A 15,064-nucleotide genomic window follows, 5' to 3' on the forward strand; every position below is an offset into this window, starting at 1 on the left:
GATCCGCAGCGCCGGCCGCTCGTCGTCCTGGTGACAGACGGCCGGGCGACGTCCGGCAAGGGCGCGCTCGCGCGGGCTCAGCAGGTCGCCGACGTGCTGGGCGCGCACCCGACTCCGTGGGTCGTCGTCGACGCGGAGGACCCGCGGGCCGTCGTACGGCTGGGGCTGGCGCAGGACCTCGCGGTCCGGCTCGGTGCCGACCACCTGCCGCTCGGCGACGTCGCCGCGTCCACCTTCAAGCAGATCGTCACGGACAGGAAGAGCGCGTAATGCCCCAGGGAGTCCCCACCAACGTCCCCGACGACGGCCTGACCACCCGCCAGCGCCGCAACCGGCCGCTGCTGATGGTCCACACCGGCGAGAACAAGGGCAAGAGCACGGCGGCGTTCGGCCTGGGCCTGCGCGGCTGGAACCAGGGCTGGAACGTCGCGGTCTTCCAGTTCGTGAAGTCGGCGAAGTGGAAGGTCGGCGAGGAGAACGCCTACCTGGCGCTCAACGCGATCCACGAGCAGACCGGCCAGGGCGGCCCGGTGCAGTGGAACAAGATGGGCGACGGCTGGTCCTGGTCGCGCAAGAAGGGCGAGGACGAGGACCACGCCCAGGTCGCGCGCGACGGCTGGGAGGAGATCAAGCGCCGCATCCTGGCGGAGGAGCACGACCTCTACATCCTCGACGAGTTCGCCTACCCGGTGAAGTGGGGCTGGGTCGACGCGGCCGAGGTCGCCGACTTCCTCACGAACCGCCCGGGCCACCAGCACGTCGTCATCACCGGCCGCAACGTCGCGCCGGAGATCATCGAGGTCGCCGACCTGGTCACCGAGATGACCAAGATCAAGCACCCGATGGACAACGGCCAGAAGGGCCAGAAGGGCATCGAGTGGTGACCCTGTGGTGACGCATCTCCCGCGCTTCGTCGTCGCCGCACCCGGCTCGGGTCACGGCAAGACGATGATCGCGACCGGCCTCATGGCCGCGCTGCGGGCCCGGGGCCTGCAGGTGTCGCCGCACAAGGTGGGTCCGGACTACATCGACCCGAGCTACCACGGGCTCGCGGCGGGGCGAGTCGGTCGCAACCTCGACCCGATGCTGCAGGGCGAGGAGCGGATCGTTCCGCTCCTGCTCCACGGCGCGGTCACTCCGACGCCGGCTGACGTCGCGGTCATCGAGGGCGTCATGGGCCTCTTCGACGGCCAGCTCGGTGGCGCGGGCTTCTCCTCGACCGCGCACGTCGCACGCCTGGTCGATGCCCCGGTGGTGCTCGTGGTCGACTGCGCCGCCGCCTCCCGGTCGGTCGGTGCCGTGGTTCACGGCTTCACGACCTACGACCCCGACGTCCGGGTCGCCGGCGTCATCCTCAACAACGTCGCCTCCCCACGCCACGAGGCCGAGGTCCGGGCGTCCATCGTCGGGATCCCGGTGCTCGGCGTCGTCCCCCGCCTACCCGAGATCGTCGTGCCGAGCCGTCACCTGGGCCTGATCCCCGTCGCCGAGCGCGCGCCGGAGGCAGTGACCGCTGTCGACGCCCTCGCCGACCTGATCGGCGAGCACGTCGACCTCGACGCGCTGCTCGCGCTGGCCGCCACCGCGCCTGCGCTCGACGCCACCCCCTGGTCGCCGAAGTGTGGCTTGTGGTCCGCCGAAGTGGGAGCTGTGGTCACCCGAGGTGGGACTTGTGGTCCTACGGTCGCCGTCTTCGGGGGCCCCGCGTTCTCCTTCACGTACGCCGAGAACGTCGAGCAGCTCGCGGCAGCCGGTGCCGAGGTGCTCATCGTCGACCCGCTCGCTGGCGACCGGCTGCCGACGGGCACCAGCGCGCTCGTGATCGGCGGCGGCTTCCCCGAGATGCACCTCGATGCCCTGGCCGCCAACGCCGCGCTGCTCGACGACGTTCGCACCTTCGTCGAGGCGGGTGGCCCGACGGTCGCCGAGTGCGCCGGCCTCCTCTATCTCGGCCGTGCGCTGGACGGGGTCACGATGGCCGGAGCGGTGCCGATGACCGCCGAGATGACGCGGCGGCTCACCCTCGGCTACCGCCGCGCCACCGCGCTGGTCGACGGCCCCATCGTCAGGGAGGGGGAGCAGGTGACCGGCCACGAGTTCCACAAGACGGCCGTCACCTACGACGCCGACGCGGCCCGCCCCGCCTGGCAGTGGGAGCTGCACGACGGCACCCCCGCGACCGAGGGCTGGGTCCGCGGCAGCGTCCACGCGTCGTACCTCCATGTCCACGGCGCCGGCCACCCCGAGCACGCCGCACGCCTGGTCCAGGCCGCGCAGGAGTACGCCGCGAGCGTGCCGGCGTGAGCTGGACCTTTGCCACCGAGCTCTTCCTGCACGAGGGCGGGTCGTGGTTCTTCGTGCGCGTGCCGCAGGACCTCTCCGACGACCTCCGCGACAGCCTGACCGGTCCGCCGGGCGGCTTCGGCTCGGTCCGCGTCGAGGTCCGGATCGGCGCGACCACCTGGGCGACCTCGGTCTTTCCGGAGGGCAAGCACGGCACCTACGTCCTCCCGGTCAAGAAGGCCGTGCGCATCGCCGAGGGCATCGACGACGGCGACACAGTCACGGTCGAGCTCGCGCTGGAGCAGGCGTGAGCGTCGTCCTCGGCGTCGGCGGCCGTGCCGCCGCGGACCCGGGCGCGCTCCTCGCCCTCGTCCAGCAGCAGCTCGCCGCCCACGGGCTGAGTGCGGCTGACGTCGACACCGTGGCCACGATCGACTCCCGCGCGGAACACCCCGGCGTCGCGCTCCTCGCGGTCAGCCTCGACGCCGGCATCCGCGCCTTCAGCGCCGACGACCTCGCCGGCCAGCCCGTCGCGCACCCCTCTCCGACCGTCCAGGCCCACTCTGGTACGCCGAGCGTCGCCGAGGCCGCCGTCCTCGCCTCCGGTGTGTCCCCGCTCGGGCCGCCGGTGACGTGCGATGACTGGGTGGTCGTGGTCGGCCGTCTCGAGCCCGCAACTGGTCTCGAATGGCAGATTTCCGACCGCGATTCCTGCCAGTCGCGACCAGTTGCTGCACAGGCGGATGGGCAGCCCGGATATGAGCTGACGCACCACGGGGACGTCGAGGTGGAGCCGGGGATGCTCGACTTCGCGGTCAACGTCCACGCGGCCGAGCCCCCGGCGTTCCTCAGCGAGGCGCTGCACGCCGCGATCGCGGACCTGGCCCGCTATCCCGACCCCACCCGCGCCACGGCAGACGTCGCGCGTGCCCACGGCGTCGACCCGGAGTGCGTGCTGCTGACGCACGGCGCCGCGGAGGCGTTCGGCCTGGTCGCGCAGCAGCCCTGGCAGCGCCCTGCGGTCGTGCACCCCCAGTTCACCGAGCCGGAGGCCGCACTGCGCAGCCACGGCCACGACCCGGCGCGCCTCGTCCTCACGCCGGACACCGGCTTCCGGTTGAGCGGCCTCGCGCCGCACAACGTCGACCTGGTCGTCGTCGGCAACCCCACGAACCCGACCAGCCGCCTCCACCCACGCGCCGAGATCGAGGCCCTGGCCGCCCACGACCGGTTGGTCCTCGTCGACGAGGCGTTCCTCGACGTGGTCGAGCCGATCGACGCACCAGAGCACTCGCTCGTGCGCGCGGCCGCTGCGGATCCGCGCTTCCTCGTCACCCGCAGCCTCACCAAGACCTACTCGATCGCCGGACTGCGCATCGGCTACCTCGTCGGTCACCCCGACGTCCTCCGCCGGCTCGCCGCGCGTCGCAGCCCGTGGCCGGTCAGCACCCTGGCCGCCGTCGCAGCCGAGGCCTGTGTCAGCCCCACGGGCCTCGCGTATGCCGCCGAGGTCCGCCGCCGGCTCCCCGCTCAGCTCGCCGCACTCGGCCACACGCTGGGCGCACGCGGGTTCCGGGTCGTCGACACGCCCGCCGGCCCCTTCGTCCTCGCCCAACACCCGGAGGCCTCGCGGATCCGCGAGGAACTGCGTGCCCGCAAGATCGCCGTCCGCCGCGCTGACACGTTCCCCGGCCTCGACGAGACCTGGCTCCGGTTCGCTGCGCGCGGGGAGGACCAGCTCGCCGCGCTCGACGCGGCGCTGCGGCGGTGCGTCAGCCGGTGACCAGGCGCGCGCCCAGGATCGGACGCGCTCCGACCGGGCCACCGTTGCGCCCGGCGTCGTCGAGCAGCGTCCCCGTGGACGTGGCGCGGGCGTACTTCACGCCGACACGCACCGAGGCGGGGGAGCCGAGGCACGTGCGGTGGATCCCGACGGAGAGCACGTCGGCGCTGAAGTCGGTGATGTAGTAGCTGCCCGCCGAGCAGTCGATACGGGGGCCACCCAGCGTCCGGTGGAGAGTCAGCTCGCCACCCGGCCAGGTGGTGGTGAAGGCCAGCCGCGCCCAGCGCACGACCCCTTCGTTCGTGACGAGGCGGACCGTCATCGCGCGCCCGCGCCCGGATCGCACGTCCGCGAAGAATGCCGTCACCTCGACGTGGTGGTTGACCAGCCGGGACTCCGTGCGTCGGATGTCGCCGTTCTGGACACCCGGGGCCGGTCGCTGCGTGCACCCCTCCGTGGTGCAGACCCGCCGGACCACGTCGTACGCCGCGTCCGCGCGCACGAGCGCAGCCGCCTCGGCGGCGGGGGCCAGGGCAAGCAGGACGACGGTCGCGATCGCCACGGCCAGAGACACAGCGGAGTGGGGACGGAACATGGCGAAGAGTATGCGCGAGCAAAGCTCCCGCGTCACGGGTTGAGGAGTCGCTCCGGGCCGCCCGTGAGGTCGGCTTCCAGCCATGCCTCACGCTCGCCGGCGCGGACCACGCTCAGCGTGCCGTTCTGCTCGAGCACCATCAGGCCGACCCCGGCCAGGCCCGGCAGGCCCGCCCGGCGTACGGCGAAGCGGAGCTCGTCCTCGGTGATCCGCACCCGGCGCATCGCGGCCGGGTCGATCGCCCCGTCACGGACCACGACAACGGGGCGGGGGTTGACCAGGCGGCTGCCGCGCTCACGGGACCGCACGAACCCGAAGACGCCCTGCAGGGAGAAGAGCGTGATCAGGGCGACGAGGCCGGTGAGCAGGTTGGGGTGGCTCAGCACAGCCGTGCGCCCCACGACGGCACCGACCGCGATCATGCAGGCGAAGTCGAAGGTCGAGAGGTTGGCCAGCGTGCGGGCCCCGAGGACACGGACCAGGCTGAACAGGGCCAGGTAGATGACCACGGTCGCCGCCACCGACGTGACCACGGTCAGGCCGATGTCGGTCCACAGGTGGTCGCTGAAGACGCCAGTGCTGAATTCGTCGCTCATGGTCCCTGAGTTCTGTTGATCAGAAGGTCCCCGGAAGCCTAGGTGCTCACGACGCTGCTCCCGTCATCGCAGGTGCTGCAGGTTGCCGGGAGCGACCGGGCGTGACCGGGCGTGACCGGGCGTGACGCAGCCCTCAGTCCCTCTTACGCATTTGTAACCCTGCGTGTACCGCCTGCTCATGCGTGCTGGCAAAGATCGGTGCATCCCACAAGGACCCACTCCGAGGAGGCCAACGATGACCATCCACCAGATCCGCCCTGACCTCACCACCGACGAGGTCGCCGACGCGACCGCGGCAGCCCTTCGCAGCACGGAGGCCGTCGACGCGCTCACCCGACGCGAGCGCCTCGAGCCCCGCCACGCTCGCGAGATCGTCGAGCTGCTGGGCCGCAAGGAGGAGCTGCGCGGCGTCTACGCCATGGCCGACTTCCTCGACGACGCGGTGCGCTGGAGCGCCTGAGCACCGCCCGTCAGCCCTTCGACGCCACCCATGGGCGTCCGTCGTGTGACGGACGCCCATGGTCATGTCCGGCGGATCCATGAGAGAGTGCGACCAAGCTGCAGTGCACGGGAAGTCGGTGTGACTCCGACGTGGTCCTCGCCACTGTGACCGGGGAGCTCCCCCTCGACAAGCCACTGGCCTCCGGGCTGGGAAGGCGGGACGGGAGCGCTGATCCGGAAGCCAGGAGACCGGCTGCGGCTGCACATCCACGAGGTAATTGGAAAGGACGGCCACCATGGCTGACATCACCACCACCGCGATCCGCGTTCCCGCCTGGGCCTGGGCCCTCGCTGCCGTCGCGCTCTTCACCTTCTTCCTGCTCACGCAGGAGAACGGCGTGCTGCTCTCCGCCGCCAACGCGGAGTACCTCCACGAGCTGACGCACGACGCGCGTCACGCGCTCGGCGTTCCCTGCCACTGATGGGCATCGCAGACCTGCTCCGCCGCGGACTTGCGGCCGGAGCCGCTGCGGGCTGCGCTGCCGCGCTCTTCATCTGGCTCGTCGTCGAGCCGGTGCTCGAGCGGGCCCTGAAGGTCGAGGACGCCCGCTCGGCGGAGCACACCCACGAGATCGAGGCACAGGGCGGCCACGTCCACGCGGAGATCCCGCTGGTCGACCGCCCCGAGCAGATCCTCGGCGGGATGGTGACCGTCCTCATCGTCGGCATCCTCTTCGGCGTCGTCTTCGCGGTCGTCTTCGCTGCCCTGCGCCACCGCCTCCCCGGCGCGACCGACCTCGGTCGGTCCCTCTGGCTGGCGGCGATCGGCTTCGGCGTCTTCGTACTGGCGCCCACGCTCACCCTCCCGGCCAACCCGCCGGCCGTCGGTGACCCGGGTTCGGTCGACCAGCGCACCGGCATCTTCGTGCTGACCATCGTGCTCGCGGCCCTCCTCGTCGTGGCCGCGTTCGTCGCCAACGCGCAGCTCACCGGCAAGGTGGCCGACACGACCCGCATCGCGCTGGTCACGGTCGGCTTCACCGTGGCTGCGGGCGTCTGCCTGTACCTGGTCCCGGCATCGCCCGACGGCATCGCCTCCGACATGGGTGCCCAGCTGGTCTGGGACTTCCGCCTGACGTCGATCGGCCTCCGCGCGGTGCTCTTCGGTGGCCTCGGCCTCGCCTTCGGCCTGCTGGTCTCCCGCAAGGCAGCGACGACCGGCGCGCACCAGTCCGTCGCCGCCTGAGCCACCCAGCACACCGCATGAGCGCCGCTCCCGCACGGCCCACCGTCACGCTCTGTCGTGACTGCTGCTGCGGGACGGCGCGCAAGCATCCGGGTGTCGACCACGACGCCCAGGTCGAGGCGCTGCGCGACGGCCTCTCCGACTCCGGTCGGGTGGTCGTCTCGCAGTGCCTCCTCGCCTGCGAGCGGTCCAACGTCGTCGTCGTGACCCCCACTCCGGAGGCCCGTCGGGCCGGTGCGAAGCCGGTCTGGCTCTCGCGCATCCTCTTCCCGGCCGAGACGCAGGCAGTCATCGACTGGGTCAACGCCGGCGGTCCGGGGATCGTCGACGTCCCCACGAAGCTGCTCGGCAAGGTCGCACCGCGCCCCGGCTTCTGGGAGAGCGATCCTTTCTAGATCTGCGCCGGGACGGCTTCCCACCCCGTAGCCTGCAGCCTGTGACGCCGACCGATCGCAACGCCGTACGCCGCCGGGCACTGCTCGACGCCGGAATCGGCCTGCTCGGGTCCGAGGAGGCGGGGGCCGTCAACGTGCGGGCCGCGTGCCGGTCGACCGGCGTGACCGAGCGCTACTTCTACGAGATCTTCGGGACGCGCGACGACTACGTCCGGGCCGTCTATGACGACGTCAGCGACCAGGCACGCGCCGCCCTGCTCGAGGCGGCTGCCGTGGGTGGCGACTTCCATGACCTCGCGCGGCGGGCCGTGGACGCCTTCGTGGCGCTGATGATCGATCGGCCGGACATGGGTCGCGTGCTGCTCCTCGCGCCGTACCGCGAGCCGGCCATCGCCGAGCTCGGGCTCGGCCACCTGCCCGACTTCTTCGCGATCGTCGACGCCTCGTTCCCCGAGGGCCTCGACAGCCGGCAGCGGCGGCTGACCTCGGTGGCGCTCGTGGGTGCCCTGACCTCGCTCTTCACCCAGTTCCTGGGGCGCACCCTCCCGGTCGGGCGTGATGCACTGGTCGACTACTGCGTCGACCTGATCGTCGACGCTGCGGAGCGCACCAGCCGCACGATCGCCGGCGCCTGAGGTGTCGTGGGTCCGCGGCGCTGCGCTGCAGCCTGCCCACCGCAGCCGGCTCCTGGCGTCGGGCGTGCTGCCCGAGGTGCTCGACGCGCTCGTGCTGCACGAGGTGACCGGCCCGTTGCCGGAGTGGTGGCAGGCCAACGGCAACGCGCTCTACCTCGCGGAGCGGATGTCGATCCCTGCGGAGATGGTGACGGTGCTCACCACCTACCCGTTCCGCGACGCGCTGATCGTCTGTGCCACCGGGATGGAGTTCTTCTCCTCGCTCCTCGTCGGGGGTGACGGCGCCACGGTCTTCGTCGGCCCGGCGATCTTCATGACCGCTGCCGACCTCTACTGCGGCGCGCACTCGACGATCGTGCTCAACTCGCACGTCGTCGCGACCGGCAAGGCGATCGTCGACGCCCGTAACGGCGGGTCGGTGGTCACCCAGCCCGACCAGCTGTGGGCGGCGGGCGCCTACGTGGTGACCGACGACATGCACCGTCTCGAGGACCTCGCGACCGGTGCCCGGCTGAACCCGTACGGCGCCCACGTCCGCCTCGGCCGTCACGTGTGGCTCGGCCGCGACGTGATCGTCAGCGGCCACGTCGACGTGGGCGAGGGCGCGGTGGTGGGGATGCGGAGCCTGGTCCGCAACCAGAAGGTCCCCGCGCACACGGCGGTCGCCGGCACCCCGGCCCGGGTCATCCGCGAGGGCGTGACCTGGTCGGGCGACGACACCCCCTGAGCCGGTTTCGTCAACGCCACAAGGGCGTGGCGCACGTCACGCAGCGAAGGTGGGCCGCACCACTGTCTGTGACTCGACGTCGCGAGTAGCGTCGTCATGCCGGTCATCGAGGACCGGCCCCGCACGCGAAGGTTGGTCACCATGCTCGCCCACGAACGCCACGGCTCCGGTACTCCGATCGTGCTCATCCACGGCATCGGCCACCGCCGCCAGGGATGGGACCCGATCGTGCCTCTCCTGGTCGCGGCCGGCCACGAGGTGATCACCGTCGACCTGCCCGGCCACGGTGAGTCCCCGGCGTACGACGCACAGGGCAAGCCGGTGCGGCAGTACCTCCACGAGGTCTTCGAGGAGTTCTACGCCCAGATCGGCATCGAGCAGCCGCACGTCGTCGGCAACAGCCTGGGCGGACTGATCGCCCTCGAGGCCGCGATGAACGGCAACGCGCGCTCCGTCGTCGGCCTCTCGCCCGCCGGCTTCTGGAAGGGCGACCTCGACTTCCTCTACGTGCGCACGCTCTTCCGCACGATGATCGGTGCCGCCGGCCTGCTCGCGCCGGTCGCGCCCGTCCTCTTCCGCACGAAGCTCGGCAAGGTGGTGGGCTTCAGCTGGCTCTCCTCGCACGCCTCGCGCATCCCGGCGGACGTCGCCGTCGCCGACCTGCACAACATGCTCGCCGCGCGTCCCGCCGTCCGCGAGCTCTTCGGTGGCGCTTTCCGCTTCGAGGGCCCGCTCCCCGTTCCGGCCACGATCGCGTGGTCGCAGCACGACAAGGTGCTCCTGCCCTACCAGGGACGCCACGCCCGCAAGGTCCTGCCCGAGGCGTTCCACACCGTGCTCCGGGGCGTCGGCCACGTGCCGATGCTGGATGACGCCGAGCTCGTCGCCCGCACGATCCTCGACACCGTCGCCCGCGCTGAGCGCATCGACAACGCTGCCTGATCCCAGGTCCCGGGGGCCGCGCTTTGCGCGCGTCTCCGGCGGGTACGGTCGGGGCATGTCAGGCCAGACCGGTTCCCTCGTCGCGGGTCGCTACCTCCTCGGCGACCTCCTCGGACGTGGCGGGATGGCCGATGTCTTCCGCGCCAACGACGAGCGGCTGGGCCGTCCGGTCGCGCTCAAGCTGCTGCGCGTGCAGGCAGCATCAGCCACCGACCGCGAGCGCTTCGCCGCCGAGGCACACACCCTCGCGCGGCTCGACCACCCGGGCGTGGTGACCCTCCTCGACGCCGGTCTCGAGGACGACCAGCCATGGCTGGCGATGCAGCTGGTCGAGGGGGCGACCCTGGCCTCGCGCTTCACGGGTGGATCGCTCGTGCCGGCCGACGTCGCGGAGATCGGTCGCCAGGTCGCCGAGGGCCTCGCCTACGCCCACGCCTGCGGTGTCGTGCACCGCGACGTGAAGCCGGGCAACATCCTGCTCGCTCCTGACGGGCGCGCGCTGATCGCGGACTTCGGCATCGCCCATCTCCTCGACGGTACGACGCGCCACACCGCCGTCGGCCAGGCGATCGGCTCGCCTGCCTACCTCGCCCCGGAGCAGGCGTCGGGTGGTGAGCTGTCCGGTGCCACCGATGTGTACTCCCTCGGCCTGCTCCTGCTGGAGGCACTGACCGGCGAGCGCCGCTTCCGCGGCACGACGACCGAGATGGTCTACGCCCGCCTGCAGGCCCCGCCGGAGGTCCCCGCCGAGCTGCCGCTGGGCTGGGGGACCCTGCTGCGCGCCATGACGTCCGTGGCGCCCGGTGATCGCCCGAACGCCGATGAGGTCGCCACGACGCTCGCCGGTTTCGACGGCGAGGACCTCGCCGCGGCCGATCCGGAGGCGACGGCGCCCTTCGCGGCGCCCTTCGCGGTGGCTGAGGTGCCGGTTGCCGGGCGCACGGTCGAGCCGGACGGCACGCGCGTGTTCGCCGGTGTGCCGGCTGCGGGTGACGCCACGGCGCGACCTCGCGTGCACCGCCGTGCGCCCTCGTTCCTGGCTGCCGCCGCGGTCGTCGCGGTGCTCGTGCTGCTCAGCGGGCTCTGGCTCGCGCTGCGCGACCCCGCGCCGCCGGCGAGCAGCGTGCCGCCGGTGCCGTCCGGCGTACCGTCGCAGCTCGAGTCGCCGCTGGCCGACCTGCACGACGCGATCCACGGGGGTGCCGAGTGAAGCGCATGGCTGTGGTGGCTGCCGTCCTGCTCCTCGCCGGGTGCGGGGGAGAGGCGCCGACCTCGGCCGCGGACCAGGTGCCTGCGCTGGGGGCTCGGCTGGAGAAGGTCGACTCGCTCATGGCCGCACGTGCGTGGGCCAAGGCGCGCGCGGAGCTGCGCGCCATCGTTGCCGCAGCCAACGCAGCGCGCGCTTCCGGCGACCTCGACGCGACCGATGCCGACCGCGTGGTCGCGTCGGCACAGCGCCTGCTCGCGGCACTCCCGGCGCCCGTCACGCCCAGCGCCACACCGACTCCCACCCGCACCGCGCCGTCGGGTACCCCGTCGTCCCGTGACACCGACAAGGGCGCCGGCGGCGGCAAGGGCGACAACAAGGGCAACAACAAGGGCAACGGCAAGAAGAACTGAGGCCGCCGACGAGCAACGCCCTGTCCGCGTCGCCTTCGCCGTCCGAGAGGGGCGGCGGAGGTTGCAGGGGACAGGGCGTTGCGGCGGAGCTGGGGCCGCGCCGACGGCGGGGCGTCCGTGCGTCAGGCGGCGCGGTTCGCCAGGGCGGTGTCGAGCGCGGTGCGGAACGCTGCCACGTCGGCGTACAGGCTGGTGACGGCGTCCGCGGTGAAGTGCAGGACCACCAGCGGCGTCGCGGCGACGACGGTCGCCGACCGGAGGCTGTGCTCCAGGATCGCCTTCTCGCCGATGACGTCGCCCGCACCGAGCCGGACGGTCTTGCCGGAATCGAGCTTGATGTCGACCTCGCCCTCGAGGACGACGTAGGCCTTGTCGGCCGGCGTCTTCGCCCAGATGAGCGACCAGCCGGCCGGGACGTCGAGCTCGACGCCGGAGGCGGCGATGGTCACCAGGTCGCCGCGGTCGGCGTCGGCGAAGAGCGGGAAGGTGCCCAGGCGCGAGGCGATGCGCGCGGCGTCGGCGTTGACGTTGGGGATGCCCTGGCTACGGAGGGCCTTGTTCGTGGGGTTCATGGTCACTCTCCTTTGAGTGTGCGAACACGGGATGAACTCAGTGATCACCCGTACACTGAAACTCTCCTCTGCCGGAGGTCCCGAGGCAAGGAAAACCGCGTGTGACCTGCGTCAACGGGGTGTGACATGTGGCATTGCGGCCACGTGACAGGGGCGCCTCGAGGTGGCTGAAATGCAAGGACGCCGCTCCAAGGGAGCGGCGTCCAGGTGGCGGAGGTACTGGGACGGTATTCCAACCAGGGCGCCGCGGGCGTGAGCGCCAGAACCGTTCGTGATGTCGCGTCCGTGGGCATCCGCGATGCGCCGTGGGAAGCGCCGACGCTGGTTGGGCATACACGTGTAAGCCGGATTCTGGCGGCCGAGATGGACGCAATCGTCGCTGACTACCGGGGCGGGATGGGCTGCGTGCTGCTCTCGCGCAAGTACGGGATCGGGGAGAACACCGTTCTGGCCCGGTTGAAGGAAGCTGGGGTCGACGTGCGCCCGCAGGGGTATCTCGAGCCCGACACATTGCTGGAGATGGCAAGGCTTCGATCTGAAGGATGGACGCTTGCTGCGCTCGGGGAGCGGTACGGCATCACTCGTCAGACTGTTGCAGCACGCCTGAAACGTTCAGGTTGACCACTCGTTCACGTCCACTCGGTCGACGCACACGAATACCGTGCTGTTGTGGATCGACGTGTCAATGAGCGCCAGCTCGACGTGCTGCGCTGGATCGATGAGGGTTGTCCTGAAGGCCGGTGGGCCGAGGATGACTTCACCTACAAGGTGAGCGCTGTGGCGCTCAAGGGGCGCGGTCTCGTGACAATCAAAGGTCATGCCGCGACGTGGTCTGCCACCATCACCGACGCGGGCTCGCACTACCTCGAACACGGTGACTATCCCGCTGGGCACGCCCGTCCGCGCCGCAGCACGAATGGCAAGGGCAGCGCGCGAAAGGTAGCCGCTCCGCCGCTTGATCTCAGCGACGCTGCCGCCGACACGTTAGCGCAGGCGAAGCAACTCATTCAGCGGCTGCAACAGGAGTCCGGCAAGGTCTCGATCGCCGACCCGGAGGATTCGACCCGGGCGAAGTACCGCCGCCTGTTACATGCGTGTCGAGTACACCGGCTCGTGCCAGATGGGCACGAGCTCCGGTTCACCGGCCGGAGCTCCGGAGACATCGTCATCGTGCTCAGCACCGGGACGCCTGAAGAGACATCAGACTGGGATCGCATCCGGACAACGGCAAGGAAGGTCACGACGAACCTAGGTGCCCTCCGCGCCGCACTCGAAGGTTCAACGATCCTCGACCCGATCAGCGAGGAACTTCGCCCCCGCGCGGTGGACTTGCTGCTCGACCTCGCCGAGGAGGTGCGCACGCACGATCTCCGGCTCGGGGCGAACGTCAAGCTCAAGACACCCAAGTTGTTCGTGCAGGTCGATTCGCGGCGTCGGGACTTGACACTCCTGGAGCTCAAAGACCAGGTTCCTCACGTTCAGACGTCTGCGGAGCTACGGGAGGCCCGTCGATCGCCCTGGAAGTCGTTTCCGAAGTTCGACCACGTTCCGTCAGGACGACTTGAGATCGTCGTGGCGCGAGACGGATGGTCCAACAACCGACAGAATCGCGACGAGTGGTCCGATGCTAAGAAGTCGCCACTCGAACGACGCCTCACGGAGATCGCCCGCGCTATCAAGCAAGGTGTCGTCGATGACGACGACGCCCGCGAGCGTGAGGTTCAACGCCGTGCCGAGGCCCACGAAGAATGGGAACGCAAGCAGGCAGCTGAGCGACGGGTGTGGGAAGAAGTTCGAACTCGTGCCCGGGCCAAAGCAATCACTCAACTGCGCGATGCGACCTTCATGCGCGCCTTCGAGGCTTGGAAAGGTGCCCAAGAGCTGCGAGTGTTCGCGGACCAACTTGAGTCGACGGCGACGGCGCAGGAGCAACTTGAAGCACGGCCTCGACTGCAAGAGTGGCTCGACTGGGCCCGTGCTCGCGCCGACGGGATTGACCCGATCGTGAACCTGGAGCAACTCGACGACGATGTGTTCGATGCCGAGCCGTCTCCAGACGACCTCCGACCTCACATGGAAGGCTGGGACCCGTCAGCTCCGCGCAAGGCGTACACGTCCACCTACGGCAACCCGGCGCCGCCGACCGCCCACCTGCCGCAACCCCGGCCATGGCATCCAGGCATGCGCGACCAACCGAGTTGGTGGCGGCACTAGAGGGAAACCCAACTCCGCAACCTTCTTGGCGATGTCCTCCATTGAGTCTTCGGCCGTGCTCAACCCATTGCGGGAACCGAGGAGCGGGCTGACCGACCTGATCTCGTCGTAGGTAACGCCGTGCGCGACTGGGATCAGGAGGTCACGCGACAAGAGCTCCGACAGTTCCTTCTCGGACACACCGCCGTTGTCGATGCGCTTCAGGAACGCAGGTGTGATGAGGACTAGGCCGATGCGCGTCTTGGCCAATCCCTTGTCGATCTCGCGCATGAACGGCTGGCCGAGGATGATGTCCTTCTCGCTGAACCAGACCGATACATCCTCGGCCTCGAGGAGGTTGTGCAGGTCAGTCGCCGTTTCGCGTCGATCGTCCCAGGCGTGGCAGAGAAACAGGTCGTATGACTCAGCCCGGGGTCCAACTGCCTCCACCTTGTCGCGATAGCGATCCAGGGCGGCGACTTCGTCCGCCGTGTAGTTGACGGTAGAGGTTGCCGGCGACCAGCGAGGCCGGGAAGACCGACTCCCGCTACTCCCACTGGACCACCCGCCGCCGGACCGGACCGAGGTGGGCGCCGAGTAGGTGGGCGGGGGCGAGTAGTAAGACCTGTAGAACCGCGAACTGCACGCGGGGCATCGCGCAGCAGCCGCGGACGAGCGGTGACCGTACACGGGAGCTGTGCATCCGTAAGCCATGTCAGGATCCTACGTACGGCCTCCGACACTCTCCGTGGCCACCAGAATTCTCAGCCGAACAGCATGCAGCGACGAATCGGTGTGCAGGTATTCGGCACGATGGGCCCCATGTCGATGACGGACCCAGACTGCGGAACATGCAAGGAACTGAAGCTGCCGAACGGGGAGACAGTTTCGATAAACCACCAGTTCCCCAAGGCCTTGGTGCATCACTATCCGGTCCCGTCGCTGGAGGCGACGAGCATTCCCGTCTACCGCGGCGAATTCGACATGGATGGTGCGCGCTGGCGGGGCATCATCTCTATTGAGCTCGAGCCACGCC

At 70.3% G+C, this 15,064-nt stretch carries 19 protein-coding genes, 2 pseudogenes and 1 riboswitch; of the genes and pseudogenes, 17 read left to right on the forward strand and 4 right to left on the reverse strand.

Annotated elements, in window-relative coordinates:
- The 5 genes and pseudogenes from VLF38_RS10910 to cobC all read left to right on the forward strand — a co-directional run.
- Positions 1–270 (forward strand): annotated as a pseudogene (locus VLF38_RS10910) (magnesium chelatase); the annotation flags it as partial.
- Complete coding sequence (gene cobO, locus VLF38_RS10915; RefSeq protein ID WP_325271287.1) at positions 270–884, forward strand: cob(I)yrinic acid a,c-diamide adenosyltransferase; 615 nt, start codon at positions 270–272, stop codon at positions 882–884. The pseudogene VLF38_RS10910 and the gene cobO, both read left to right, overlap by 1 nt.
- 7 nt (positions 885–891) lie before the next feature.
- Entirely contained in the window at positions 892–2,304 is a 1,413-nt protein-coding gene (locus VLF38_RS10920) for a cobyrinate a,c-diamide synthase (protein WP_325271288.1), read from the forward strand.
- Positions 2,301–2,594 (forward strand): DUF1905 domain-containing protein, encoded by a 294-nt coding sequence (locus tag VLF38_RS10925; protein ID WP_325271289.1) that lies wholly within the window; start codon positions 2,301–2,303, stop codon positions 2,592–2,594. The genes VLF38_RS10920 and VLF38_RS10925 overlap by 4 nt, the downstream gene beginning before the upstream one ends.
- The gene (cobC, locus tag VLF38_RS10930; RefSeq protein ID WP_325271290.1) at positions 2,591–4,066 is read left to right on the forward strand and encodes an Rv2231c family pyridoxal phosphate-dependent protein CobC; all 1,476 of its coding nucleotides are present in this window, start codon (positions 2,591–2,593) and stop codon (positions 4,064–4,066) included. The genes VLF38_RS10925 and cobC overlap by 4 nt, the downstream gene beginning before the upstream one ends.
- Here the strand turns inward: cobC and VLF38_RS10935 are convergent.
- Both VLF38_RS10935 and VLF38_RS10940 read right to left on the reverse strand, forming a co-directional pair.
- Positions 4,056–4,661, reverse strand: a complete 606-nt coding sequence (locus VLF38_RS10935) for a hypothetical protein (protein ID WP_325271291.1) — start codon at positions 4,659–4,661, stop codon at positions 4,056–4,058. The genes cobC and VLF38_RS10935 overlap by 11 nt on opposite strands.
- A 32-nt stretch (positions 4,662–4,693) precedes the next feature.
- Positions 4,694–5,257, reverse strand: a complete 564-nt coding sequence (locus VLF38_RS10940; protein WP_325271292.1) for a DUF421 domain-containing protein — start codon at positions 5,255–5,257, stop codon at positions 4,694–4,696.
- 235 nt (positions 5,258–5,492) lie between these two features.
- Between VLF38_RS10940 and VLF38_RS10945 the strand changes: the two genes are divergently transcribed.
- From VLF38_RS10945 to VLF38_RS10985, 9 genes are all read left to right on the forward strand, one after another.
- A complete protein-coding gene (locus VLF38_RS10945) occupies positions 5,493–5,717 on the forward strand; it encodes a hypothetical protein (RefSeq protein WP_325271293.1) in 225 nt (74 codons plus the stop codon).
- 84 nt (positions 5,718–5,801) lie between these two features.
- Positions 5,802–5,970: riboswitch (cobalamin riboswitch) on the forward strand.
- Positions 5,971–5,994: 24 nt separating this feature from the next.
- Positions 5,995–6,180 (forward strand): CbtB domain-containing protein, encoded by a 186-nt coding sequence (locus VLF38_RS10950; protein ID WP_107701390.1) that lies wholly within the window; start codon positions 5,995–5,997, stop codon positions 6,178–6,180.
- Positions 6,180–6,944 (forward strand): CbtA family protein, encoded by a 765-nt coding sequence (locus tag VLF38_RS10955; RefSeq protein ID WP_325271294.1) that lies wholly within the window; start codon positions 6,180–6,182, stop codon positions 6,942–6,944. The genes VLF38_RS10950 and VLF38_RS10955 overlap by 1 nt, the downstream gene beginning before the upstream one ends.
- 17 nt (positions 6,945–6,961) lie before the next feature.
- The gene (locus VLF38_RS10960; RefSeq protein ID WP_325271295.1) at positions 6,962–7,339 is read left to right on the forward strand and encodes a (2Fe-2S) ferredoxin domain-containing protein; all 378 of its coding nucleotides are present in this window, start codon (positions 6,962–6,964) and stop codon (positions 7,337–7,339) included.
- A gap of 41 nt (positions 7,340–7,380) precedes the next feature.
- Complete coding sequence (locus VLF38_RS10965) at positions 7,381–7,974, forward strand: TetR/AcrR family transcriptional regulator (protein WP_325271296.1); 594 nt, start codon at positions 7,381–7,383, stop codon at positions 7,972–7,974.
- Position 7,975: 1 nt separating this feature from the next.
- Positions 7,976–8,701 carry a hypothetical protein gene (locus tag VLF38_RS10970; protein ID WP_325271297.1) on the forward strand — a complete coding sequence of 242 codons (726 nt, stop codon included), beginning with the start codon at positions 7,976–7,978 and terminating at the stop codon, positions 8,699–8,701.
- Positions 8,702–8,842: 141 nt separating this feature from the next.
- Positions 8,843–9,643, forward strand: coding sequence for an alpha/beta fold hydrolase (locus tag VLF38_RS10975; RefSeq protein WP_325271298.1), 801 nt, complete (start codon positions 8,843–8,845; stop codon positions 9,641–9,643).
- Between the two features lie 55 nt (positions 9,644–9,698).
- Positions 9,699–10,853, forward strand: a complete 1,155-nt coding sequence (locus VLF38_RS10980; protein WP_325271299.1) for a serine/threonine-protein kinase — start codon at positions 9,699–9,701, stop codon at positions 10,851–10,853.
- A gap of 5 nt (positions 10,854–10,858) precedes the next feature.
- Positions 10,859–11,263 (forward strand): hypothetical protein, encoded by a 405-nt coding sequence (locus VLF38_RS10985; protein WP_325271300.1) that lies wholly within the window; start codon positions 10,859–10,861, stop codon positions 11,261–11,263.
- A gap of 122 nt (positions 11,264–11,385) precedes the next feature.
- Here the strand turns inward: VLF38_RS10985 and VLF38_RS10990 are convergent, their stop codons facing one another.
- Entirely contained in the window at positions 11,386–11,835 is a 450-nt protein-coding gene (locus VLF38_RS10990) for a cyclic nucleotide-binding domain-containing protein (protein ID WP_325271301.1), read from the reverse strand.
- Positions 11,836–12,042: 207 nt separating this feature from the next.
- On the opposite strand from VLF38_RS10990, the gene VLF38_RS10995 reads away from it, so the two are divergent.
- Together VLF38_RS10995 and VLF38_RS11000 are read left to right on the forward strand one after the other, a co-directional pair.
- A complete protein-coding gene (locus tag VLF38_RS10995) occupies positions 12,043–12,456 on the forward strand; it encodes a hypothetical protein (RefSeq protein WP_325271302.1) in 414 nt (137 codons plus the stop codon).
- Positions 12,457–12,504: 48 nt separating this feature from the next.
- Positions 12,505–14,049, forward strand: coding sequence for a hypothetical protein (locus VLF38_RS11000; protein ID WP_325271303.1), 1,545 nt, complete (start codon positions 12,505–12,507; stop codon positions 14,047–14,049).
- A gap of 123 nt (positions 14,050–14,172) precedes the next feature.
- On the opposite strand, the pseudogene VLF38_RS17325 reads toward VLF38_RS11000, so the two are convergent.
- Positions 14,173–14,742, reverse strand: a pseudogene (locus VLF38_RS17325) (toll/interleukin-1 receptor domain-containing protein); the annotation flags it as partial.
- Between the two features lie 108 nt (positions 14,743–14,850).
- On the opposite strand from VLF38_RS17325, the gene VLF38_RS11005 reads away from it, so the two are divergent.
- Positions 14,851–15,064: hypothetical protein (locus VLF38_RS11005; RefSeq protein ID WP_325271304.1), on the forward strand; the 214-nt coding region annotated here is incomplete at its 3' end.

Source organism: Nocardioides sp., from assembly GCF_035481145.1.
GTDB lineage: Bacteria > Actinomycetota > Actinomycetes > Propionibacteriales > Nocardioidaceae > Nocardioides.

What these genes read in the sequence shown, in the direction of transcription:
- cobO (WP_325271287.1), top strand. Translation starts at nt 270, where the DNA reads ATGCCCCAGGGAGTCCCCACCAACGTCCCCGACGACGGCCTGACCACC.
- VLF38_RS10935 (WP_325271291.1), bottom strand. Translation starts at nt 4,661, where the DNA reads ATGTTCCGTCCCCACTCCGCTGTGTCTCTGGCCGTGGCGATCGCGACC.
- VLF38_RS10940 (WP_325271292.1), bottom strand. Translation starts at nt 5,257, where the DNA reads ATGAGCGACGAATTCAGCACTGGCGTCTTCAGCGACCACCTGTGGACC.
- VLF38_RS10945 (WP_325271293.1), top strand. Translation starts at nt 5,493, where the DNA reads ATGACCATCCACCAGATCCGCCCTGACCTCACCACCGACGAGGTCGCC.
- VLF38_RS10950 (WP_107701390.1), top strand. Translation starts at nt 5,995, where the DNA reads ATGGCTGACATCACCACCACCGCGATCCGCGTTCCCGCCTGGGCCTGG.
- VLF38_RS10955 (WP_325271294.1), top strand. Translation starts at nt 6,180, where the DNA reads ATGGGCATCGCAGACCTGCTCCGCCGCGGACTTGCGGCCGGAGCCGCT.
- VLF38_RS10960 (WP_325271295.1), top strand. Translation starts at nt 6,962, where the DNA reads ATGAGCGCCGCTCCCGCACGGCCCACCGTCACGCTCTGTCGTGACTGC.
- VLF38_RS10975 (WP_325271298.1), top strand. Translation starts at nt 8,843, where the DNA reads ATGCTCGCCCACGAACGCCACGGCTCCGGTACTCCGATCGTGCTCATC.
- VLF38_RS10980 (WP_325271299.1), top strand. Translation starts at nt 9,699, where the DNA reads ATGTCAGGCCAGACCGGTTCCCTCGTCGCGGGTCGCTACCTCCTCGGC.
- VLF38_RS10985 (WP_325271300.1), top strand. Translation starts at nt 10,859, where the DNA reads ATGGCTGTGGTGGCTGCCGTCCTGCTCCTCGCCGGGTGCGGGGGAGAG.
- VLF38_RS10990 (WP_325271301.1), bottom strand. Translation starts at nt 11,835, where the DNA reads ATGAACCCCACGAACAAGGCCCTCCGTAGCCAGGGCATCCCCAACGTC.